The following is a 22,452-nucleotide window of genomic DNA, read 5'->3' as shown; positions in this document are numbered from 1 at the left end:
AGCTGGCTCCCACAGAGGAGTGTGCGGGCAGTCAGAAGAGTTTCAGGGGCTCTTCGTTGAGCGCCGATAACTGCTCGCGCAACGCCAACACCTGATCACCCCAATACCGCTCGCTGCCAAACCACGGGAAGCTGTGAGGGAACGCCGGGTCGTCCCAGCGCCGTGCCAGCCAGGCGCTGTAGTGCATCAGGCGCAAGGCGCGCAGCGGTTCGATCAGCGCCAGTTCGCGCGGGTCGAAGTCGTGAAATTCCTGGTAGCCGTCCATCAATTCCGACAGCTGGCCCAGACATTCCTGACGGTCACCGGCGAGCATCATCCAAAGATCCTGCACCGCCGGGCCCATGCGGCAGTCATCCAGGTCGACGATATGGAACATCTCGTCGCGGCACATCATGTTGCCGGGGTGGCAATCGCCGTGCATGCGGATGTTCTTGTGCGGCGTGGCCTTGTACACCTCTTCCACACGCTTGAGCAGGTCGCGCGCCACCGACTCGTAGGCGGGCAGCAGGCTCTTGGGAATGAAGTTGCCTTCGAGCAGGGTGTTGAGGGAATCGTGGCCGAAGTTCTTCACGCCCAATGCTTCACGGTGTTCGAACGGGCGGGTGGAACCCACCGCGTGCAAACGGCCGAGCAATTGCCCGAGGCGATAGAGTTGGTCGAGGTTGCCCGGCTCCGGCGCGCGGCCGCCACGGCGGGGGAACAGGGTGAAGCGGAAACCGGCGTGTTCGAACAGGCTTTCGCCGTTGTGGATCATTGGCGCGACCACCGGCACTTCGCACTCAGCGAGTTCGAAGGTGAAGCGGTGTTCTTCAAGGATCGCTTCATTGGTCCAGCGCTGCGGCCGGTAGAACTTGGCGATCAGCGGTTCCGAGTCTTCGATACCCACTTGATACACGCGATTTTCGTAGCTGTTGAGCGCCAATACGCGAGCATCGCTGAGAAAACCGATGCTTTCGACAGCGTCGAGTACGAGGTCGGGGGTGAGTGTTTCAAACGGATGGGCCATGCGAACTCCTGCGCGCAGCAGGGCGCCGCGTCCGGCCCGGTATGGTAACGCACCGGGGCCGAGATAGGTGGTGGCTGTTCTGGTGCTATCGCAGGCAAGCCAGCTCCCACATTTGAATGTATTCACAATTCGAAATGTGGGAGCTGGCTTGCCTGCGATTAGGCCCTATCAGGCGCCGACGATGCCGCCGTCATCCCTTCGAATCGCCATCACCGACGACCGCGGCTTGCCATTCGGCAGATGCTCCGGCCACGTCGAACCACCAGTTTCACCTGGGTGCTGAATGCCCACAAACAGGGTCTTCTGATCCGGCGAGAAGCTGATCCCTGTCACCTCGCACGCCACTGGCCCCACCATGAACCGGCGAATTTCCCCGGTGGACGGATCGGCACACAGCATCTGGTTATTGCCCATCCCCGCGAAGTCGCCGGCGTTGCTGTAGTCGCCATCGGTGAGGATCCACAGGCGCCCGGCCTTGTCGAAGCCCAAACCGTCGGGGCTGTTGAACATGTTCTGCGGGTTGATATTCGACGAGCCACCCTTCGGCGTGCCGGCGTGCACGCCGGGGTTGCCGGCCACCACAAACAGGTCCCAGCTGAAATCCATGGCGCCGTGGTCATCGGCATTCGCCTTCCAGCGCAGGATCTGCCCGTAGACGTTTTTCTCACGCGGGTTCGGGCCGCCCACCGGCTGGCCGTCTTCGCCGCGCTTGGCGTTGTTGGTGAGGGTGCAATAGACCTGGCCGTCGGTGGGGCTGACCACGATCCATTCCGGGCGGTCCATGCGTGTGGCTTTCACGACGCTGGCGGCGAGGCGCGCGTGGATCAGCACTTCAGCCTGGTTGGCGAAACCGCTGCTGGCGTCGATACCATTTTTACCGTGGGTGAGTTCGACCCATTGGCCCTTGCCCTTGGGATGGTCGGCGTTGCCGTCGCCCGCGTCGAAGATCGCCACGAACAAGGTGCCGTGGTCGAGCAGGTCTTTGTTGGCCTTGGGGTTCTTGTGGTTGATTTTGTCGCGGCTGACGAACTTGTAGATGAACTCGCCGCGTTCGTCGTCGCCCATGTACACCACCGCGCGGCCATCGCGGGTTTCAGCCAGTGCGGCGTTTTCGTGTTTGAAGCGGCCCAGCGCGGTGCGTTTGGCGGGGGTGGATTGCGGGTCGAACGGGTCGATCTCCACCACCCAGCCATGGCGGTTGAGTTCGTTGGGGTTTTTGGCGATATCGAAGCGTGGGTCGTGTTGATGCCAGTTGATGTCTTTGCTGGCGGCGACCACACCGTAGCGTTTTTGCCCGGCGTCGAACGTCTGTTGTGGGTTACTGCTGCCGAAGCAGTCAGTGAAGTTCTCTTCGCAGGTCAGATAAGTGCCCCAAGGCGTTTTGCCGTTGGCGCAGTTCTGGAAGGTGCCGAGGGCTTTCTTGCCGCTTTTGTCGGCGCTTGTTTTCAGCCAGTCGTGGCCGGCGGCCGGGCCGCTCAGGCGAATCGGCGAGTTGCCGTGGATGCGGCGGTTGTAGCGCGAGTCCTGGACGAACTGCCAGGTGTCGCCCTTGCGCCGCACTTCGATCACCGACACGCCTTCGCTGGCCAAGGCTTTGCGCACGTCTTCGGCCGATTGTGGCGCGCCGCCGTGGGCGAAAAGGTAGCGATAATTGGTGTATTCGTTGTTGATTGCCATCAGCGCGCGGTTGTTGTCGCCGGGGAAGGCGAAGAGGCTCATGCCGTCGTTGTTGTCGCCGAACTGCTGTTCCTGGGCTTTGGCCGTGCCGTTGCCGGAGGGGTCGAAGGCCGGGGCGTTCTTGCTCAGTGGCTGGCCCCAACTGATCAACACCGAGGCGCTGTAACCGGGCGGCAAAGTGATGGCGTCGCTGGTGGCGGCGGCGATGCTCGGGAAACCTAGCAACGGGCTAGCGGACGCGGCATTCACGGCCATGGCGCTGCGGGTCAGCAAGTTGCCGCCCAGAAACATCGCGGCGCCACACAGGGCGCCCGCGCCGATAAAGCGGCGGCGGGTGAGGCCGACCATCTGCTCAAGGTCGGTGGCTTGGTTTTCTTCTAATAGGCTCATTTCAGGCTCCCTGCGGTTTTTGCAGACACCTTAAGGAGCGCTCGTGACGAAATTGTTGCAGTTTGAAGCGGCGGGTTCGCTACACCGGGGTGCCCAGCAATACATTGCTCGGGGCGAATTGCACCTGGATGGGCTGGCCTTCAACAGCATTCAGCGCCTTGAGCGCGGCGGGCTGCGCCAGGGCGCACAGTACCAGGCCATTGGGCAGGGCGATGCGCACTTCGCTCGGGCCGTCATCGGCGTCGAGAATCGCGTCGACAAGGCCGCCCATGCAATTGTGTCCGGGTGTTGCGGCTTGCCCTTCCTCGAGCAATTCCAGCCAGCCGGCCTTGATCAAGGCAATCACTTCGACGCCCGCCTCCAGCTCCAATCGCTGGGTGCTGTCGTGGGTGATTTGCGCGTCCAGCGTCAAGCCACCGGCCAGTTGCAGGCGGATCACATCATTGCGGCCATGGCTGTCGATGGCGATGACCTGACCGTGCAATTGGTTGCGCGCGCTGGTGCGCAACATCAAGCGGCCCAGCAGGTTGAAGTCGCTGGCATCCTCATCCGAACCCAGTATCTCGGCCTGCAACACTTGCAGGCGCTGGTACAGGCGCAGCACGCGCTCACCTTCGGCGGTCAGTTTGGCGCCACCGCCGCCCCTGCCGCCGACACTGCGCTCCACCAGTGGTTTTTGCGCGAGGTTGTTCAACTCATCAATGGCGTCCCACGCGGCCTTGTAACTCAAACCGGCGCTTTTTGCGGCGCGGGTAATCGAGCCTTGCTCGGCGATGTGCGCCAGCAGGGCAATGCGCTGGGGGCGACGGATGATGTGTTGGCTGAGGGAGGTCGGCAGAGACATGTGGATACGCTTCGATAAGGTCAGCGGACGTTGCAGGCGCGGCGCACCAGAGTCAAGTCATGCGCCAGGTTTGGGCGTGCGCGCCAGGCAATAGACGTCGACCTGGCGTGCACCGGCGTCCATCAACAGCCGGGCCAGGCTGTGGGCGGTGGCTCCGGTGGTCAGCACATCGTCCACCAGCGCGAAGTGGCGGCCTTGCACCTGGGCGCCGGGTGCCAATGAAAAGGCGGTCAGCAGGTTGCGCTTGCGCGTCTTGGCGTCGAGGGCTTGCTGCGCAACGGTTTCACGGGGGCGTAACAACAAGTCGTCATCGTAGGGAAGCTCAAGGCATTCACTGAGCCAGCGCGCCAGCATCTGTGCCTGGTTGAAGCCACGCTCACGCAGGCGTTTGCGCGCCATGGGCACCGGCAAGAGGAGGTCGGGGCGGGTGAGTTCGGCGTTGTCGAAGCGATGTTGCAGATGCTGCCCCAGCAGGCGCGCGAGCATATGGCCCAGCGGCCAGCGCGACTGGTGCTTGAAGCGGCTGATCAGGGTGTCGACGGGAAAGCTGAAGGTCCAGGGGGCGGTCACCTGTTTAAACGCGGGTGGATATTTCTGACATTGGCCGCAAATCAAGCCGTCCATCGGCAAGGGCAGGGCGCATACGCCGCAATGTTCCATCAGCCACGGTAGCTCCATTTCGCAGACGTTGCACACACAATCAGGCGATTCGGTGGCCTCATCGCAGACTAAACAGGTGTGGTTGTTTTTTAACCAGATGTAAACTTGGTGTTTGTACTCAGGTTGACAGTGCATGAATCTTCCTTAAATATGCCGAGCATCCGTGTCGTGACTGTGGGTATTGCCCTTCCCGCAGCGAAAGCCCAAGCATAATCAAGGAATCGCCCATGAGCGCCAGCACCACTGCCACCCTGCGTCACGATTGGTCCTTAGCCGAAGTCAAAGCGCTGTTCGTGCAGCCTTTCAATGACCTGTTGTTCCAGGCGCAGACCGTGCACCGCGCGCATTTCGACGCCAACCGGGTGCAGGTGTCGACGTTGCTGTCGATCAAAACCGGCGCCTGCCCGGAAGATTGCAAATATTGTCCGCAGTCGGGCCACTACAACACTGGCCTGGAAAAAGAGAAGCTGATGGAAGTGCAGAAGGTCCTCGAAGAGGCTGCCCGCGCCAAGGCCATCGGTTCGACCCGCTTCTGCATGGGCGCCGCCTGGAAACACCCGTCGGCCAAAGACATGCCCTACGTGCTGCAAATGGTCAAAGGCGTGAAGGCCATGGGCCTGGAAACCTGCATGACCCTTGGCCGTCTCGACCAGGACCAGACCGAAGCCCTGGCCCAGGCCGGCCTGGACTACTACAACCACAACCTCGACACCTCGCCTGAGTTCTACGGCAGCATCATCACCACGCGTACTTACGGCGAGCGCCTGCAAACCCTGGCCTACGTGCGTGATTCGGGCATGAAAATCTGCTCGGGCGGCATTCTCGGCATGGGCGAGTCCCTCGACGATCGCGCCAACCTGCTGATCCAGCTGGCCAACCTGCCGGAGCATCCGGAATCGGTGCCGATCAACATGCTGGTGAAAGTCGCCGGTACGCCGCTGGAAAATGCCGAAGACATCGACCCGTTCGACTTCATCCGCATGCTGGCCGTGGCGCGCATCCTGATGCCGCAATCCCACGTGCGCCTCTCGGCCGGCCGTGAGGCGATGAACGAGCAGATGCAGGCCCTGGCGTTTTTTGCCGGTGCCAACTCGATTTTCTACGGCGACAAACTGCTGACCACTGCCAACCCGCAGGCCGACAAGGACATGCAACTGTTCTCGCGTTTGGGGATCTTGCCGGAAGCGCGTGAAGAGCACGCCGATGAAGTGCATCAGGCGGCGATTGAGCAGGCGTTGGTGGAGCAGAAGAGCAGTGAGCAGTTCTATAACGCTGTGGTTTGACGCCAACTTCTCCATTTGGAAGGCATTCCAAATGTGAGAGCGGGCTAGTGTGGGAGCCGGGCTTGCCCGCGATGCAGGCACCTCGGTGTATCAGTTACACCGTGGTGATGCTATCGCAGGCAAGCCAGCTCCCACACAAGCCCGCTCCCACATGTTTAACCGCGTTCAACCTGATTTACCGAGGCCAGCATGTCTTTCGATCTCGCCGCGCGCCTCGCTGCCCGCCGTGCCGAACATCTTTATCGCCAACGCCCCTTGCTCGACAGCCCGCAAGGGCCGCAAGTGGTGGTCGACGGCCAACCCTTGCTCGCCTTCTGCAACAACGACTACCTGGGCCTGGCCAATCACCCGCACGTGATCGAAGCCTGGCGCGCCGGTGCGTCGCGCTGGGGCGTGGGCGGTGGCGCTTCGCACTTGGTGGTTGGCCACGCTACGCCGCACCATGAACTGGAAGAAGCCCTGGCCGACCTGACCGGCCGGCCGCGCGCGTTGCTGTTTACCACCGGTTACATGGCCAACCTCGGCGCGGTCACCGCGCTGGTGGGGCAGGGCGACACGGTGCTGGAAGATCGCCTCAACCATGCGTCATTGCTGGATGCGGGCTTGCTGTCTGGCGCACGTTTCAATCGCTACCTGCATAACGACGCCGACAGCCTGGCCAAGCGCCTGGAGAAGGCCACCGGCAATACATTGGTGGTCACCGACGGGGTATTCAGCATGGACGGCGATCTGGCTGACCTGCCCGCGCTGGCCCGTGAGACTCGTGCCAAAGGCGCCTGGTTGATGGTCGACGACGCCCATGGCTTCGGCCCGCTGGGCGCGAACGGCGGCGGGATCGTCGAGCATTTCGGCATGAGCCAGGAAGATGTGCCGGTCTTGGTCGGCACCCTGGGCAAAGCCTTTGGCACCGCGGGGGCCTTTGTGGCCGGCAGTGAAGAGCTGATCGAAAGCCTGATCCAGTTCGCCCGGCCGTATATCTACACCACCAGCCAACCGCCCGCGCTGGCCTGCGCCACGTTGAAAAGCCTCGAACTGCTGCGCACCGAACATTGGCGCCGTGAGCACCTCAATGGCCTGATCCGCCAGTTCCGCCAGGGCGCCGAGCAGCTTGGCCTGGACTTGATGGACAGCTTCACGCCGATCCAGCCGATCCTGATCGGCGACAGTGCCAGGGCCGTTCGCCTGTCGCAGATGCTGCGCGAGCGCGGGTTGATGGTCACCGCGATCCGCCCACCCACCGTGCCCGCCGGCAGCGCGCGTTTGCGTGTGACGCTGACGGCAGCTCACACCGAGGCGCAGGTACAGCTATTGTTAAACGCATTGGAAGAGTGTTTTCGCTTGTTAGGCGCCACGGAGCCCGACCATGCGTGATCGACTGATATTGCTGCCCGGCTGGGGCCTCGGCGTGTCACCGCTGGAGCCTTTGGCTGCTGCCTTGCGTGGGCTCGACGAGCACCTGCAGGTGCATATCGAACCCTTGCCCGTGCTGGGCTCCGGTGACTTGAGCGAATGGCTCGACGAACTCGACGCCACATTGCCGGACAACGCCTGGCTGGGTGGCTGGTCGTTGGGCGGCATGCTCGCCTCCGAGCTGGCGGCGCGGCGCGGCGAACGTTGTTGCGGCCTGCTGACCCTGGCGAGCAACCCGTGTTTTGTCGCCCATGATGGCTGGCCGAATGCGATGCCTGCCGAGACCTTCGACGCGTTTCTCGCCGGTTGCCATGCCGATTCCCAAGTCACTCTTAAACGTTTCGGCCTGTTATGTGCCCAAGGCGGCGAAGACCCGCGCGGGTTGTCACGCCTGTTGGTCAGTGGTGCGCCGAATACGCCATCCCACGTGTTGATGCCGTGCCTGGAACTGCTCGCCCAACTCGACACGCGCGAAGCCCTGCTCGCCTATCGCGGCCCGCAACTGCACCTGTTTGCCGGTCTGGATGAGTTGGTGCCTGCCGAGGCTGCCAGTGACCTGCTGGCGTTGTTGCCGGATGTTGAAATCGGCCTGATTGAACGGGCCGGTCACGCTTTTCTTCTGGAAGACCCCCACGGTGTCGCGGGGGCCATCCAGGCTTTTTTGCATGAGTGCGTTGATGACTGATTTAGCCCACCCCCCACTGCCGGGCGCCTTGCCGGACAAGCGTCAGGTAGCGGCGTCATTTTCCCGTGCCGCTGCCAGTTACGACAGCGTGGCCGAGTTGCAACGCGCGGTGGGCAATCAACTGCTGGCGCGCCTGCCGGTTGGCATTGCACCGCGACGCTGGCTGGACCTGGGCTGCGGCACTGGTTTTTTCAGCCGCGTACTCGGCGAGCGTTTGCCCGCCAGCCAGGGCGTGGCGCTGGACATTGCCGAGGGCATGCTCAATCACGCGCGGCCATTGGGCGGCGCCGAGCATTTCATCGTCGGCGATGCCGAGCGCCTGTCGTTGCAGGGTGAAAGCTGCGGGCTGGTCTTCTCCAGCCTGGCGGTGCAGTGGTGTGCGAACTTCGACGCGGTGCTCAGCGAGGCTTATCGCGTGCTGCAGCCCGGCGGTGTATTCGCCTTCGCGAGCCTGTGTGTGGGCACGCTGTATGAGTTGCGCGACAGCTGGCGCGCGGCGGATGGCCTGGTTCACGTCAACCGTTTTCGCACCTTTGAAACGTACCAACAGTTGTGCGCCAACAGCGGTTTGCGCATACGCAGCCTGGAGCGTCAGCCCCACGTGCTGCATTACCCGGACGTGCGCAGCCTGACCCACGAATTGAAGGCGTTGGGCGCGCATAACCTCAACCCGGGCCGCCCGGGAGGGTTGACGGGCCGCGCGCGGATTGTTGCACTGGTGGACGCTTACGAGCAGTTCCGTCAGGCCCAGGGCCTGCCTGCCACCTACCAAGTGGTGTACGCCGTACTGGAGAAACCGCTATGAGCGCCGCCTATTTCATTACCGGCACCGATACAGATGTCGGCAAGACCACCGTTGCGGCCGGACTGCTGCACGCCGCGCGGCTGGCGGGCAGAAGTACCGCTGCCGGAAAGCCTGTGGCTTCGGGCTGCCAGGTGACGGCCAAGGGGCTACGCAACAGTGATGCCTTGGCGCTGCTGGCCGAGTGCTCGTTGCCGCTGACGTATGACGAGGTCAACCCGGTGGCGTTCGAGCCGGCCATCGCGCCTCACTTGGCGGCGCGGGAGGCGGGCGTTGCGCTGACGGTGCAATCGTTGTTGAAACCCATGCAGCAGATCCTGGCGCGTCAGGCGGATTTCACCCTGATTGAGGGCGCGGGCGGCTGGCGGGTGCCGCTGGCCGATCAGGACAACCTGTCGGACCTGGCCATGGCGCTCAAACTGCCGGTGATTCTGGTAGTGGGCGTGCGCCTGGGCTGCATCAGCCATGCCTTGCTGACGGCCGAAGCCATCGCGCGGGACGGTTTGCCACTGGCGGGTTGGGTGGCGAATATCATCGACCCCAAGACCTCTCGTCTGGAAGAAAACCTCGCCACCCTGGCTGAACGCTTGCCGGCGCCGTGCCTGGGACGGGTGCCGAAACTCAAGCACGCCGGGGCCGCAGCAGTGGCCGAGTACCTTGGATTGGACTTGCTTGACTGATTTTGGCTATCGCCAAGGCATTATGCCATTAGTGTTATTGACGGGCATTTTGCCGGGATGTCTGCTTCAATTCAGGTTCATGATTCTCTAAAGGCAGGCTTACGCCATGGAAATCTCTGGAAGCAGCGCGTTATATTCGGGGCTGAGCAGCATTCAGACCGGGCAAGACCGTGTCGACCAGGCTGCCGGCAAGATCGCCAGCGCCGCGACGACCCAGCCCTCGGATGCACAAAGTGATCGTCTGCAAGCCAACGATCGCGCTCAGCCGTCTAACTCGGCGAGCAATATGGTCGAAATGGCCCAAGGCAAATTTCAGGTCGAACTGGGCGCGAAAGTCGCCAAGGCTTCGGATGAAATGCTCGGTACGTTGATCGATACCTACGCTTAACTCCCCTCTCTTCAGTTAGGCCGGCTCTTCTGTGGGAGCTGGCTTGCCTGCGATAGCCTCACCTCGATTTCACTGAAAAACCGCAGCGCCCTCATCGCAGGCAAGCCAGCTCCCACATTTGCCCTTCGGCGCTCTGCTGAACTTCTACACTTCCTGAATCACGTGACAACCCGTCGCAGGCCTTGCCTGCGCGCCATTGATCCGCGTCATGACAAACGGCTTCAGGACGACGCTTGACATCCCCAGGTCGTAAACGTATGTTTCAAACACCTGTTTGACCGCCACCACACATCCACGCGGTTGTTCATCCCAGATACATCAGCAGAGGTTTATCGCTATGCCTGACTACAAGGCCCCCTTGCGTGATATTCGCTTCGTTCGTGACGAACTGCTTGGCTATGAAGCGCACTATCAGAGCCTGCCGGCTTGCCAGGACGCTACTCCGGACATGGTTGATGCCATTCTCGAAGAAGGCGCCAAGTTCTGTGAGCAAGTGCTGGCACCGTTGAACCGCGTGGGTGACATCGAAGGTTGCACCTGGAGCGAGTCAGGCGTTAAGACCCCTACCGGTTTCAAAGAAGCCTACAAGCAGTTCGTCGAAGGCGGCTGGCCAAGCCTGGCCCACGACGTGGAGCACGGCGGCCAAGGCTTGCCGGAATCCCTGGGCCTGGCGGTGAGCGAAATGGTTGGCGCGGCCAACTGGTCGTGGGGCATGTACCCGGGCCTGTCCCACGGTGCGATGAACACCATTTCCGAGCACGGTACCCCTGAGCAGCAAAACGCCTACCTGACCAAATTGGTCTCGGGCGAATGGACCGGCACCATGTGCCTGACCGAGCCGCATTGCGGCACCGACCTGGGCATGCTGCGCACCAAGGCCGAGCCTCAGGCTGACGGCTCCTACAAAGTCTCCGGCACCAAGATCTTCATCTCGGCCGGTGAACACGACATGGCCGACAACATCGTCCATATCGTACTGGCCCGCCTGCCGGATGCTCCGGCTGGCACCAAAGGCATCTCGCTGTTTATCGTGCCAAAGTTCCTGCCAAACGCCGACGGTTCGGTGGGTGAGCGTAACGCCGTGACCTGTGGTTCCCTGGAACACAAGATGGGCATCCACGGTAACGCCACTTGCGTGATGAACTTCGACGCGGCCACCGGTTTCCTGATCGGCCCGGCGAACAAAGGCCTAAACTGCATGTTCACCTTTATGAACACCGCTCGCCTGGGCACCGCACTGCAAGGCCTGTCCCACGCCGAAATCGGCTTCCAGGGCGGCCTGAAATACGCTCGCGACCGCCTGCAAATGCGCTCGCTGACCGGCCCGAAAGCGCCAGACAAAGCCGCTGACCCGATCATCGTGCACCCTGACGTGCGCCGCATGCTGCTGACCATGAAAGCCTTCGCCGAAGGCAACCGTGCGATGGTGTACTTCACCGCCAAGCAAGTGGACATCGTCAAGTACGGCACCGACGACGAAGCCAAGAAGCAAGCCGATGGCCTGCTGGCCTTCATGACCCCGATCGCCAAGGCGTTCATGACCGAAGTCGGTTTTGAATCGGCCAACCACGGCGTGCAAATCTACGGCGGCCACGGCTTTATCGCCGAGTGGGGCATGGAGCAGAACGTTCGCGACAGCCGCATTTCGATGCTGTACGAAGGCACCACCGGCATCCAGGCGCTGGACCTGCTCGGCCGTAAAGTGCTGATGACCCAAGGCGAAGCGCTGAAGGGCTTCACCAAGATCGTGCACAAGTTCTGCCAGGCCAACGAAGGCAACGAAGCCGTTCAGGAATTCGTGACGCCGCTGGCTGCACTGAACAAAGAGTGGGGCGAGTTGACCATGAAGGTCGGCATGGCCGCGATGAAAGACCGCGAAGAAGTCGGTGCCGCGTCGGTGGATTACCTGATGTATTCCGGCTACGCCTGCCTGGCTTACTTCTGGGCCGACATGGCACGCCTGGCAGCCGAGAAACTAGCCGCCGGCACCACCGAAGAGGCGTTCTACAACGCCAAGCTGCAGACGGCGCGCTTCTACTTCCAGCGCATCCTGCCGCGTACCCTGGCCCATAAAGCCACCATGCTGTCGGGCGCGAACAACCTGATGGACATGAAAGAAGAAGACTTCGGCCTGGCTTACTAAGCCTTCCGGGTTCTCTTGAAAACCGCCGCTTCCCTCGGGAGCGGCGGTTTTTTTATGCGCGATAAAAAACGCCGCGTGGCGCTCAGGGATTACAGCTGGCTGCCGTTACAGTGATGGCAATGTGATACAGGTCACATTGAATGTGCTTAACTGTGCGCAGTGAAGGCACTGTGCCATCTATCTGTGCGGGTCGGAGCTTTACCCTTGTCACGCGTGTCTGCTGTACGTTTCAGTCATTTTCTTCCTTCGTTGCTGCTGTTAATGGCCGGGCTCTCGGCTGCGTACGTCAAAGACCTCAACGTGTTCTTCACCTCGCTGTTCAATGTGCTGCCGACCCTGGTGCTGTTGCTCGGCGGTTCGTATTGCGCGGTGTATCGGCGCCAGCGTGAACTGTTCCTGATGATCACGGTGTACATCGTCTACTTCCTGCTGGACACCCAGACCGATTTCTATCGCGACAACGGCCGCGTGCGCGAAGACGCCGCCGTGGTGTTTCACCTGTGCTGCCTTTTGCTGCCGTTGCTGTTCAGCATCTACGCGCTGTGGCAGGAAAAAACCCACCTGTTCCGCGACTTCATCGCACGCTGCGCGGTGCTGTTGGCCGTGGGCAGCGTGGCATTGGCCCTTGAGCAAAGCTTTCCCCAGGCCGTGCTGAGCTGGTTGGCGGAGATTCGGTGGCCAGCGCTGCATGGCAGTTGGATGAGCCTGATCCAGTTGGCCTACCCGATGTTCCTGATTGGTTTTCTTACCCTGGCCGCCCAATACTGGTACCAGCCGCGACCGCTGCACGCTGCGCAATTGGTCGGTCTGTTGGGACTGTTCTGGATGTTGCCGCAAACCTTCATCCTGCCGTTCACCCTGAACATCATGTGCAGCCAGGTCATGCTGATGATTGCCGCCGGTGTGGCCCACGAGGCTTACCAAATGGCTTTTCGCGACGAGTTGACCGGTCTGCCTGGGCGTCGCGCATTGAATGAACGCATGCAGCGGCTGGGGCGCAACTACGTGCTGGCCATGACCGACGTCGACCACTTCAAGCGCTTCAACGACACCCATGGTCACGATGTGGGCGACCAAGTGCTGCGCCTGGTCGCCAGCAAGCTGTCCAAGGTCAATGGCGGCGGGCGTGCTTACCGCTACGGCGGCGAAGAGTTCGCGGTGGTGTTCGCCGGCAAGACGCTCGACGAGTGCATGCCGCACCTGGAGGAGATCCGCGAGATCATCGCCAACTACGACATCAAGCTGCGCAACCCGGACCGCCCGCACGACGACCATCAAGGTCGCCAGCGCCGCGCGGGCAGCGGCGCGTCGAGTGTTTCGGTGACCGTGAGCATCGGCGTCGCCGAGCGTCAGGCCGAGCAGCGCACGCCGGAAGAGGTGCTCAAATCCGCCGACCAGGCGCTTTACGCCGCCAAAGGCGCCGGGCGCAACTGTGTGGTCGCGGCCGGGCAAACCCGGCGCGGTGCGGTGCGCATGGAAACCGCTGCCGGTTGAGTGATGGCGCTGTATTCAGCGGTTCTACAGTGATTGTTTGACGCCGTGGCCGGCAGTAGGTTGAAACCATCTGCTGCCGGAGACATTGCCATGCCTGAGTACAAAGCTCCCCTGCGCGACATGCGCTTTCTGATCGACAACGTGTTTGATTTCCATGGCCATTACGCCGCCCTGGGCGCCACCGACGCCAGCCCGGACATGGTGAATGCGATCCTCGAAGAAGGCGCCAAATTCTGCGAAAACGTGCTCTCGCCGCTCAACCGCAGCGGTGATGAAGAGGGCTGTCATTTCGACAATGGCGTGGTGACTACGCCCAGGGGGTTCAAGGAAGCCTTCGCTCAATACGTGGAAGGCGGCTGGCACGGCGTGGCGGCGGACCCGGCGTACGGTGGTCAGGGCTTGCCGCATTCGTTGGGCCTGGTGCTGAGCGAGATGATCGGTTCCAGCAACACGTCCTGGGGCATGTACCCGGGGCTGACCCACGGCGCGATGTCGGCGATTCACGCCCATGGCACTGAAGAACAAAAATCCACCTACCTGAACAAACTCACCGCGGGCGAATGGACCGGCACTATGTGCCTGACCGAAGCCCACTGCGGCACCGATCTTGGCTTGATCAAGACCCGCGCCGTGCCCCAGGCAGACGGCAGTTACGCGGTCACCGGCAGCAAGATCTTCATTTCCGCTGGCGAGCACGACATGAGCGCCAACATCATCCACTTGGTGCTGGCCAAGTTGCCGGACGCACCGGTGGGCACCAAAGGCATTTCGCTGTTTATCGTGCCCAAGTTCCACGCCGATTCGGGCGAGCGCAACGCGGTGCACTGCGGCTCCATCGAACACAAAATGGGCATCAAGGCCTCCGCCACGTGTGTGCTGAACTTCGACGGCGCCAAGGGCTTCCTGATCGGCGAGGCGAACAAAGGCCTCAACTGCATGTTCACCATGATGAACCACGCGCGCCTGGGCACCGGCATGCAGGGCCTGTGCAATGGCGAGGCGAGTTTCCAGGGCGCGATCAAGTACGCCAACGACCGCCTGCAAATGCGCTCGCTGACCGGCGCCAAAGCCCCGGAAAAAGCCGCTGACCCGATCATCGTGCACCCCGACGTGCGCCGCATGTTGCTGACCATGAAGGCGTTCAACGAAGGCAACCGCGCGCTGACCTACTTCACTGCGCAGTTACTCGACACCGCGCACCTGAGCAGCGACGCCGCCGCGCGCCAGGAAGCCGAAGACCTGCTGGCGTTCCTCACCCCGATCTGCAAAGCCTTCATGACTGACACCGGTCTTGAGGTGACCAATCACGGCATGCAGGTGTTCGGCGGGCACGGCTACATTCGCGAATGGGGCATGGAACAGTTGGCACGCGATGCGCGCATCGCGCCGATTTACGAAGGCACCAACGGCATTCAGGCGCTCGACCTGCTGGGGCGCAAGGTGCTCGGCAGCCAGGGCAAGTTGCTGCGCGGGTTTACCAAGATTGTGCATAAGTTCTGCGCGGCGAATGCCGAACATCCGCAGCTTAAGGCCCATGTGGCGCAGCTCGAGCAACTGAACGGGCAGTGGGGCGAGTTGACGATGAAGGTCGGCATGGCGGCGATGAAAAACCCCGATGAAGTCGGTGCGGCGGCCGTGGATTACCTGATGTACAGCGGCTACATCATCCTCGCTTACCTGTGGCTGCGCATGGCGATTGCGGCTCAAGATCAGGATGATGCCGAGTTTGCCAAGGCCAAGCTGGCCACCTGCGATTTCTATTTCAAGCGCCTGTTGCCGCGTACGGCCACACACCGCGCCGCCGTGGAGGCGGGCAGCGAATGCCTGATGAGCTTGCCTGCTCAGCTATTTGCCCTATAAGCGCGATTGATTCACTGCGGTCAAAATGTGGGAGCTGGCTTGCCTGCGATGCGGGCACCTCGGTTTGTCAGGTCCACCGAGGTGATGCCATCGCAGGCAAGCCAGCTCCCACACAAGGCCACATTAGAGTTAGTGGTGACTAATAAATACCAAATGGTCACAAAAGGACCCTATGTGTCTGAAAAGTTGTTCGGGTACACTCTGAGCCTGTAAAACCGATCCTGCCGAATTACTTTTTACGTTCTCACGAGGTTTGCCATGGCTGATTACAAAGCGCCGCTGCGTGATATGCGCTTCGTCCTCAACGAAGTTTTTGAGGTCGCCAACACTTGGGCCCAATTGCCGGCATTGGCAGACACCGTCGATGCTGAAACCGTAGAGGCGATCCTCGAGGAAGCCGGCAAAGTCACCGCAAAATCCATCGCCCCGATCAGTCGTGGCGGCGATGAACAAGGCTGCCGCTGGGCAGACGGCGCGGTCAGCACACCGGATGGTTACCCGCAGGCCTACAAAACCTACGCCGAAGGTGGCTGGGTGGGTGTAGGCGGTGATCCGGTGTTTGGCGGCATGGGCATGCCAAAGGCGGTGTCGGCGCAGGTTGAAGAGATGATCAACTCGTCGAGCCTGGCCTTCGGGCTGTACCCGATGCTGACCTCCGGCGCCTGCGTGTCCATCAACACCCACGCCAGCGAAGCACTCAAGGCCACTTACTTGCCGAAGATGTACTCGGGCGAGTGGGCCGGCTCCATGTGCCTGACCGAAGCACATGCCGGTACTGATCTGGGGATTATCCGCACCAAGGCCGAGCCTCAGGCGGACGGTTCCTACACCATCAGCGGCACCAAGATTTTCATCACCGGCGGTGAACACGACCTCACCGAAAACATTATCCACCTGGTGCTGGCCAAGCTGCCGGACGCACCGGCCGGGCCCAAGGGCATTTCGTTGTTCCTGGTGCCCAAGTTCATGGTCAATGCCGATGGCAGCCTGGGCGCGCGCAACCCGGTGACCTGCGGCTCGATCGAACACAAGATGGGCATTCAGGCATCCGCTACCTGCGTGATGAACTTCGACGCCGCTGTGGGTTACCTGGTAGGCGAGCCGAACCGTGGCTTGGCGGCTATGTTCACCATGATGAACTACGAGCGTTTGGGCGTGGGCATTCAGGGCCTGGCGTCGGGCGAGCGTTCTTATCAGAACGCAATCGAGTACGCGCGCGACCGTCTGCAAAGTCGTTCGCCGACCGGCGCCAAGGCGAAGGACAAAGTCGCCGACCCGATCATCGTGCACCCGGACGTGCGCCGCATGCTGCTGACCATGAAGGCGGCGAACGAAGGCGGCCGTGCGTTCTCCACCTATGTGGCGACGCAGCTGGACATCGCCAAGTTCAGTGAAGATGCCGCCGCCCGCGAGCGTGCCGACAACCTGGTGGCGTTGCTGACCCCGGTCGCCAAGGCGTTCCTCAGCGACCTCGGTCTGGAAACCACCGTGTTGGGCCAGCAGGTATTCGGCGGCCACGGCTACATCCGCGAGTGGGGTCAGGAGCAGTTGGTGCGCGACGTGCGCATCACCCAGATCTACGAAGGCACCAACGGCATTCAGGCACTCGACTTGATGGGGCGCAAGATTGTAGGCAGCAACGGTAAGTTCTACACCCTGTTCGCCGACGAGATCCGCCAGTTCATCGCCGCCTCGGGTGCCGAGTTGGGCGAATTCACCCGGCCGCTCAGCGCTGCGGTGGATAACCTGGATGAGTTGACCGCCTGGGTACTGGACCGCGCCAAGACCGACCCGAATGAAATCGGCGCTGCTTCGGTGGAGTACCTGCACGCGTTTGGCTACATGGCTTACGCCTACATGTGGGCACGCATGGCCAAGGCCGCGCTGGGCAAAGAGGCCGAGGAAGATTTCTACGCCAGCAAGCTCGGTACGGCGCGTTTCTACTTCGCGCGCCTGTTGCCGCGTATTCACTCGCTGAGTGCGTCGGTAAAAGCCGGTAGCGAATCGCTGTTCCTGTTGGACGAGTCACTGTTTTAAAGGCTTGGAGGGCGTGTAAGCATTCTCTTACATGACGTGCTGCTATTCGTCCTCTATCGCCAAATTGGATCCACGGATAATCTACTTCACATGGACGTCGCGCAGGAAGCGCAAAGCAACAACAGGGACACGTAGGATTCTGCCAGGATGGCGGAGTGAAATGGATGTCAGGGAAACAGTCTGCAAAGCCCCGCTTCGGCGGGGTTTTCTTTTGCCCGCGAAAAAGTCAGGCGCTTGCCTGCGGGGCATTCATCACGTCCTCCAGCAAGGTGCGCAGCAACGCCACCGTCGCCTGCTGACGCTGCACATCGCGGCACACCAACCCCACTTTCAGCGGCACCCTCGGTTCACTCAAGGGTTTCCACAGCAATGCCTTGCTGTTGTGTTCGTCCTGGGAGCGCCCGGGCAGCACCGTCGCCAGTTTGGTGTGGGGCAGGCTGTCGAGAATCCCCGCCATCGTATTCAGCTCAGCCTGCACTTGCGGGCGTCGGCCCAGATTGGCGAGCTGGCCTTGCCAGATCTGCCGGACCTGAAACTCTTCCCCCAGCAGCAACATCGGCAACTCGGCCGCCTGTTTCAGCGAGACTTTCTTGAATTCACGCAGGGGATGGTCCTCGGGGATGACCACCTTCAGCTCATCTTCGTACAACAACACACCGGTCAACCCCGGCTGGCGGGGCGGCAAGTAGCTGATGCCGATGTCCAGCGAACCATTGAGCAGCCGCCGCTCAATTTCAAGCCCGGTCAATTCGTAGATCTGCACCACCAGATGCGGCTGGGCTTTGCGCACGCGCTCCAGCATTTGCGGGACCAGGCTGGTGTGCACGGTTTGCAGCACCCCAATGGCCAAGGTGCGCATCGCCTGGCCCTTGAAGTTACGCAAGGCTTCGACGGCGTGTTGCATGCCATCGATCAGCGGCAGCGCGTGGTTGTAAAGCGTGTGCGCGGCCAGCGTCGGCAACAGGCGCTTGCTGCTGCGCTCGAACAGGCTGACATCGAGGTTTTGTTCCAACTGGCGAATCTGCTGCGAGAGGGCCGGTTGAGAGATCGAAAGACGCTCCGCAGCACGGCCTACGTGGCCTTCCTCGTACACCGCGACGAAATAACGCAGTTGCTTGAAATCCATAAGACTTACTTATCGAAAAAGCTGGAAAATCGAAATGGCCGCTGGCCCCTTGGGCGCCTAGTCTAGCGCCTATTCGCAGGGCTTACAGGGCCGGATCGGGCAATGAACAGCGTTTTTGTTGATGACGTTTACATAGGCAAGGCAAAAAACCTCCAGCCGTGCCGCAAGGGGCTTGCCGACAGAGGTCGGGTTGTCATCGGAGGTGATCTGTGAACCTGTTTCGCCGCCCCGCGCCCAGCCTTGACGATCTGGTCCTTGATGCCCCGCGTGATGATCCTTCCAGCGAATGCCTGATGCCCACCATGTCGCGCCCTCCGCAAGTTTTTGTACGCGGCGAGGGTTCGTGGCTTTCGGACAGCGACGGTCGTGCCTACCTGGACTTCAGCCAGGGTCGCGGCGCCAACAGCCTCGGGCACAGTTCGCAAACGGTAGTCGAAGCCTTGACCGAGCAGGCGCAAACATTGGTCAATCCTGGCGCCGGCCTCTACAACCGGGCTCAACTCAACCTCGTCGACCGTCTGTGCCACCTCACCGGCAGCGACCAAGCCTACCTGCTCAACAGTGGCGCGCAGGCGTGTGAAGCCGCAATCAAGCTGGTGCGCAAATGGGGCCAACTGCATCGCGGTGGTGCTCACCACATCATCACCGCCAGCGGTGGCTGCCATGGCCACAGCTTTGCCGCAATGGCGGCGTCGGCGGACTCCCGCAACAATCGTTTCGAACCGCAACTGCCGGGTTTCAGCCACATTCCCTTCAACGACCTGCCGGCCCTGCACGCCGCCGTCGATGCACAAACCGTGGCGATCATGTTAGAGCCGATTCAGGGCACAGCGGGTGTGATTCCCGCCTCCGAGCACTACCTCAAAGGCGTTGAACGGCTGTGCCGTGAACTGGGCATTTTGCTGATCCTCGATGAAGTGCAAACGGGCATTGGCCGCTGTGGCTCCCTGCTCGTGGAGGAACAGTACGGCGTACGCGCCGACATCATCACCCTCGGCAAAGGCCTGGGCGGTGGCGTGCCGTTGGCAGCGCTTCTGGCGCGGGGCAAAGCCTGCTGTTTTGAAGTGGGAGAGCTGGACGGGACGCATCACGGCAATCCGCTGATGGCGTCTGTCGGCCTTGCGGTACTCAATAAGGTGACGGAAAACGGCTTTCTCGAACAGGTACGCGAATCAGGCCTGTACCTGGGCGAAGGGCTCGCCCGGCTGGCCTATCGTTACGACCACGGGCAATTACGTGGCAACGGGCTGATGTGGGGCCTGACCCTGTCGGACGATTCTGCGGATGCTGTGGTAAAGGCTGCGCTGCACGAAGGTTTGATCCTCACAGCGCCGCAGCCTGACTGTTTGCGTTTTACTCCCGCCTTGAACATCAGCAAAAGCCACATCGACGAAATGCTCCTGCGCCTGGCGCGCGCCTTTGCGCGTGTCCGCACCGCTCAACTGCAATGCCGCAAGGGCATCGCTGTTTAAACCTTTTTTCTGAACCGTCTCGCGGCATACGCGGCGCCTCCAGCCTGATTCTTTTGGCTGGGGGCGTTTTTTTGTCTTTGGATTACAAGATGGCGCAGTGCCAGATCCCACTGAACCCTCACGAACCGCCAAGGTCGATTAGCTACACGGCTCACACGAGCCGACTTTTTGGAGCTGACCCATGGACATCATTCGTATCATCATCGCCATTCTGCTGCCGCCACTGGGTGTGTTCCTGCAAGTGGGTTTCGCCGGTGCGTTCTGGCTGAATATTCTGCTGACCTTGTGCGGTTACTTCCCCGGCATCATTCACGCGGTGTACATCATCGCCAAGCGCTGAGGCTGTCAGCCTTTTGCGATGAGCCGTGAGTTGCGCTCATTGCGAAAGGCCAATTGCTCGATGGTCTGGGTGGCGTGTTCGGCTTCTTCCCGCGCTTGCAGGATGATGCCGTGCTGCTCGGACTTGCTGCACACCGGGTCGGCATTGCTGGCATCCCCGGTCAGCATGAACGCCTGGCAGCGGCAGCCGCCGAAATCCTTTTCCTTCTCATCGCATGAGCGGCACGGCTCGGGCATCCAGTCGTAGCCGCGAAAGCGGTTGAAGCCAAATGAGTCGTACCAGATGTGCTGCATGCTGTGGTCGCGCACATTGGGAAATTGCACCGGCATCTGTCGGGCGCCATGACAGGGCAGGGCGGTTCCGTCCGGCGTCACTGTCAGAAAAATGCTGCCCCAGCCATTCATGCAAGCTTTCGGGCGTTCTTCGTAGTAATCCGGTGTGACAAAAATCAATTTGCACGGATGGCCTTCGGCTTCCAGCTTGGCGCGGTATTCATTGGTGATGCGTTCGGCGCGCACCAATTGCTCCCGCGTCGGCAACAGCCCCACACGATTGAGCTGCGCCCAGCCGTAAAACTGGCACGTGGCGAGCTCAACGAAGTCTGCTTCCAGTGCAATACACAGCTCGATGATGCGGTCGATCTTGTCGATGTTGTGCCGATGGGTCACAAAATTCAGCACCATCGGATAGCCGTGGGCCTTCACTGCCCGGGCCATTTCGAGCTTTTGCGCGAAGGCTTTTTTCGAGCCGGCCAGCAGGTTATTCACCTGTTCGTCGCTGGCCTGAAAGCTGATCTGGATATGGTCCAGACCCGCCTTTTTGAAGTCGCTGATCTTCTGCTCGGTCAGGCCGATGCCGGAGGTGATCAGGTTGGTGTAGAAACCCAGCTTGCGCGCCTCGGCGATCAGTTCAGCCAAGTCCTGGCGCACCAGCGGTTCGCCGCCGGAAAAGCCCAGTTGAGCGGCGCCCATCTCCCGCGCTTCGCGAAACACCTTGATCCATTGTTCGGTGCTCAACTCTTTACCCTGCTCGGCGAAATCCAGGGGGTTGGAGCAATACGGGCATTGCAGCGGGCAGCGGTACGTCAGCTCGGCGAGCAGCCACAGCGGCAGGCCGACAGGCGGTTTTTCAGGCAAGGGTGATCCAGTGCTCAGCACGGGCGACCTCCATGAATTGCTCGATGTCTGCACCGAGCTCAGGCACGCCGGGGAACTGTTTATCCAGCTCGGCGATGATGGCAGCCACGTCTCGCTCGCCGTCGATCAAGCCGCCAATCAACGCAGCGCTGTCGTTGAGCTTGATCATCCCCTCGGGGTAGAGCAACACGTGGCCCTTTTGCGCGGGCTCGTACTGGTAGCGATAGCCTTGGCGCCAGGTCGGTGTTCTGCTGCGATCAAAGCTCATAGGGTGATCCCTTTATGCCAGACCCGCTGCTCAGTCACGCTGTGGTAGGGCGGGCGTTTGAGTTCATAGGCCATGCTCATGGCATCGAGCATGCTCCACAGGATGTCGAGTTTGAACTGGAGAATTTCCAGCATGCGCGCCTGGCCTTCACGGGTGGTGTAGTGCTGCAGGGTAATCGCCAAGCCATGTTCCACATCGCGTCGAGCCTGGCCCAAACGAGTACGGAAATACTCATAACCGGCCGGGTCGATCCACGGGTAATGCTGCGGCCAGCTGTCGAGGCGCGACTGGTGGATCTGCGGCGCGAACAGCTCGGTCAGCGAGCTGCTGGCGGCTTCCTGCCAGCTGGCGCGGCGGGCGAAGTTAACGTAGGCATCCACCGCAAAACGCACGCCGGGAAGTACCAGTTCCTGAGAGCGCAATTGGTCGGGGTCGAGGCCGACCGCCTGGCCCAAACGCAGCCAGGCTTCGATGCCTCCGTCTTCTCCGGGTGCGCCGTCGTGGTCGAGCAGGCGCTGGATCCACTCGCGGCGGATCTCGCGGTCCGGGCAGTTGGCCAGAATCGCGGCGTCTTTCAGGGGAATGTTCACCTGGTAGTAGAAACGGTTGGCGACCCAGCCCTGAATCTGCTCGCGGGTGGCGCGGCCTTCATACATCGCCACGTGGTACGGGTGATGGATATGGTAGAAGGCGCCCTTGGCCCGCAAGGCGTGCTCGAACTCGGCGGGCGTCAGCGGTGTGTCAGTCATGT

The 22,452-nt window shown here is 61.4% G+C and carries 20 protein-coding genes; 12 read left to right on the top strand and 8 right to left on the bottom strand.

Going from position 1 to position 22,452, the window contains the following annotated elements:
- Window positions 1–31: 31 nt before the first annotated feature.
- The 4 genes from BFW87_RS08570 to BFW87_RS08555 all read right to left on the bottom strand — a co-directional run bounded on the left by BFW87_RS08570 (window position 32) and on the right by BFW87_RS08555 (window position 4,712).
- Window positions 32–1,006 (bottom strand): serine/threonine protein kinase, encoded by a 975-nt coding sequence (locus BFW87_RS08570; protein WP_017138020.1) that lies wholly within the window; start codon window positions 1,004–1,006, stop codon window positions 32–34.
- Window positions 1,007–1,174: 168 nt separating this feature from the next.
- The gene (locus BFW87_RS08565; protein WP_078739444.1) at window positions 1,175–3,073 is read right to left on the bottom strand and encodes a PhoX family protein; all 1,899 of its coding nucleotides are present in this window, start codon (window positions 3,071–3,073) and stop codon (window positions 1,175–1,177) included.
- Window positions 3,074–3,152: 79 nt separating this feature from the next.
- The gene (locus BFW87_RS08560; protein ID WP_078739443.1) at window positions 3,153–3,917 is read right to left on the bottom strand and encodes a TOBE domain-containing protein; all 765 of its coding nucleotides are present in this window, start codon (window positions 3,915–3,917) and stop codon (window positions 3,153–3,155) included.
- A 57-nt stretch (window positions 3,918–3,974) separates the two neighbouring features.
- Window positions 3,975–4,712: a ComF family protein gene (locus BFW87_RS08555; protein WP_078739442.1), complete on the bottom strand. Its 738-nt coding sequence runs from the start codon at window positions 4,710–4,712 to the stop codon at window positions 3,975–3,977.
- 92 nt (window positions 4,713–4,804) lie between these two features.
- On the opposite strand from BFW87_RS08555, the gene bioB reads away from it, so the two are divergent.
- The 10 genes from bioB (at window position 4,805) to BFW87_RS08505 (ending at window position 17,359) form a co-directional block, all read left to right on the top strand.
- On the top strand, window positions 4,805–5,860 hold the full coding sequence (gene bioB / locus BFW87_RS08550) for a biotin synthase BioB (RefSeq protein ID WP_065871819.1): 1,056 nt from the start codon (window positions 4,805–4,807) through the stop codon (window positions 5,858–5,860).
- 189 nt (window positions 5,861–6,049) lie between these two features.
- On the top strand, window positions 6,050–7,231 hold the full coding sequence (gene bioF, locus BFW87_RS08545) for an 8-amino-7-oxononanoate synthase (RefSeq protein WP_078739441.1): 1,182 nt from the start codon (window positions 6,050–6,052) through the stop codon (window positions 7,229–7,231).
- A complete protein-coding gene (locus tag BFW87_RS08540; RefSeq protein ID WP_078739440.1) occupies window positions 7,224–7,955 on the top strand; it encodes an alpha/beta fold hydrolase in 732 nt (243 codons plus the stop codon). The genes bioF and BFW87_RS08540 overlap by 8 nt, the downstream gene beginning before the upstream one ends.
- The gene (gene bioC / locus BFW87_RS08535; RefSeq protein WP_078739439.1) at window positions 7,948–8,760 is read left to right on the top strand and encodes a malonyl-ACP O-methyltransferase BioC; all 813 of its coding nucleotides are present in this window, start codon (window positions 7,948–7,950) and stop codon (window positions 8,758–8,760) included. Before BFW87_RS08540 ends, bioC begins: the two co-directional genes overlap by 8 nt.
- The gene (gene bioD, locus BFW87_RS08530; RefSeq protein WP_078739438.1) at window positions 8,757–9,437 is read left to right on the top strand and encodes a dethiobiotin synthase; all 681 of its coding nucleotides are present in this window, start codon (window positions 8,757–8,759) and stop codon (window positions 9,435–9,437) included. The genes bioC and bioD overlap by 4 nt, the downstream gene beginning before the upstream one ends.
- A gap of 106 nt (window positions 9,438–9,543) precedes the next feature.
- On the top strand, window positions 9,544–9,825 hold the full coding sequence (locus BFW87_RS08525; protein ID WP_078739437.1) for a pyrroloquinoline quinone biosynthesis protein PqqE: 282 nt from the start codon (window positions 9,544–9,546) through the stop codon (window positions 9,823–9,825).
- 337 nt (window positions 9,826–10,162) lie between these two features.
- On the top strand, window positions 10,163–11,968 hold the full coding sequence (locus BFW87_RS08520) for a phenylacyl-CoA dehydrogenase (protein WP_078739436.1): 1,806 nt from the start codon (window positions 10,163–10,165) through the stop codon (window positions 11,966–11,968).
- 204 nt (window positions 11,969–12,172) lie between these two features.
- Window positions 12,173–13,462 (top strand): GGDEF domain-containing protein, encoded by a 1,290-nt coding sequence (locus tag BFW87_RS08515; RefSeq protein WP_078739435.1) that lies wholly within the window; start codon window positions 12,173–12,175, stop codon window positions 13,460–13,462.
- Window positions 13,463–13,552: 90 nt separating this feature from the next.
- Window positions 13,553–15,322, top strand: a complete 1,770-nt coding sequence (locus BFW87_RS08510) for an acyl-CoA dehydrogenase C-terminal domain-containing protein (protein ID WP_078739434.1) — start codon at window positions 13,553–13,555, stop codon at window positions 15,320–15,322.
- Window positions 15,323–15,580: 258 nt separating this feature from the next.
- Window positions 15,581–17,359 (top strand): acyl-CoA dehydrogenase C-terminal domain-containing protein, encoded by a 1,779-nt coding sequence (locus tag BFW87_RS08505; protein ID WP_078739433.1) that lies wholly within the window; start codon window positions 15,581–15,583, stop codon window positions 17,357–17,359.
- A 226-nt stretch (window positions 17,360–17,585) separates the two neighbouring features.
- Here the strand turns inward: BFW87_RS08505 and BFW87_RS08500 are convergent, their stop codons facing one another.
- A complete protein-coding gene (locus BFW87_RS08500; protein WP_078739432.1) occupies window positions 17,586–18,485 on the bottom strand; it encodes a LysR family transcriptional regulator in 900 nt (299 codons plus the stop codon).
- Window positions 18,486–18,694: 209 nt separating this feature from the next.
- Here BFW87_RS08500 and BFW87_RS08495 point away from each other — a divergent pair, with 209 nt between their 5' ends.
- Window positions 18,695–19,957: an aspartate aminotransferase family protein gene (locus tag BFW87_RS08495; RefSeq protein WP_078739431.1), complete on the top strand. Its 1,263-nt coding sequence runs from the start codon at window positions 18,695–18,697 to the stop codon at window positions 19,955–19,957.
- A gap of 181 nt (window positions 19,958–20,138) precedes the next feature.
- Window positions 20,139–20,297: a YqaE/Pmp3 family membrane protein gene (locus BFW87_RS08490; protein ID WP_010207008.1), complete on the top strand. Its 159-nt coding sequence runs from the start codon at window positions 20,139–20,141 to the stop codon at window positions 20,295–20,297.
- A gap of 5 nt (window positions 20,298–20,302) precedes the next feature.
- On the opposite strand, the gene pqqE is transcribed toward BFW87_RS08490, so the two are convergent.
- Genes pqqE through pqqC form a run of 3 tightly spaced genes read right to left on the bottom strand, consistent with a single transcriptional unit; the run spans window position 20,303 to window position 22,450 of the window.
- Entirely contained in the window at window positions 20,303–21,433 is a 1,131-nt protein-coding gene (pqqE, locus tag BFW87_RS08485; protein ID WP_078739430.1) for a pyrroloquinoline quinone biosynthesis protein PqqE, read from the bottom strand.
- Window positions 21,426–21,701: a pyrroloquinoline quinone biosynthesis peptide chaperone PqqD gene (gene pqqD / locus BFW87_RS08480; RefSeq protein ID WP_078739429.1), complete on the bottom strand. Its 276-nt coding sequence runs from the start codon at window positions 21,699–21,701 to the stop codon at window positions 21,426–21,428. The genes pqqE and pqqD overlap by 8 nt, the downstream gene beginning before the upstream one ends.
- A complete protein-coding gene (pqqC, locus tag BFW87_RS08475) occupies window positions 21,698–22,450 on the bottom strand; it encodes a pyrroloquinoline-quinone synthase PqqC (RefSeq protein WP_078739428.1) in 753 nt (250 codons plus the stop codon). The genes pqqD and pqqC overlap by 4 nt, the downstream gene beginning before the upstream one ends.
- Window positions 22,451–22,452: the final 2 nt, after the last annotated feature.

Source organism: Pseudomonas fluorescens, from assembly GCF_002022275.1.
GTDB lineage: Bacteria > Pseudomonadota > Gammaproteobacteria > Pseudomonadales > Pseudomonadaceae > Aquipseudomonas > Aquipseudomonas fluorescens_AJ.
Note: the sequence above shows the minus strand (reverse complement) of the source record. Positions and strands in the feature narration are given on the sequence as shown.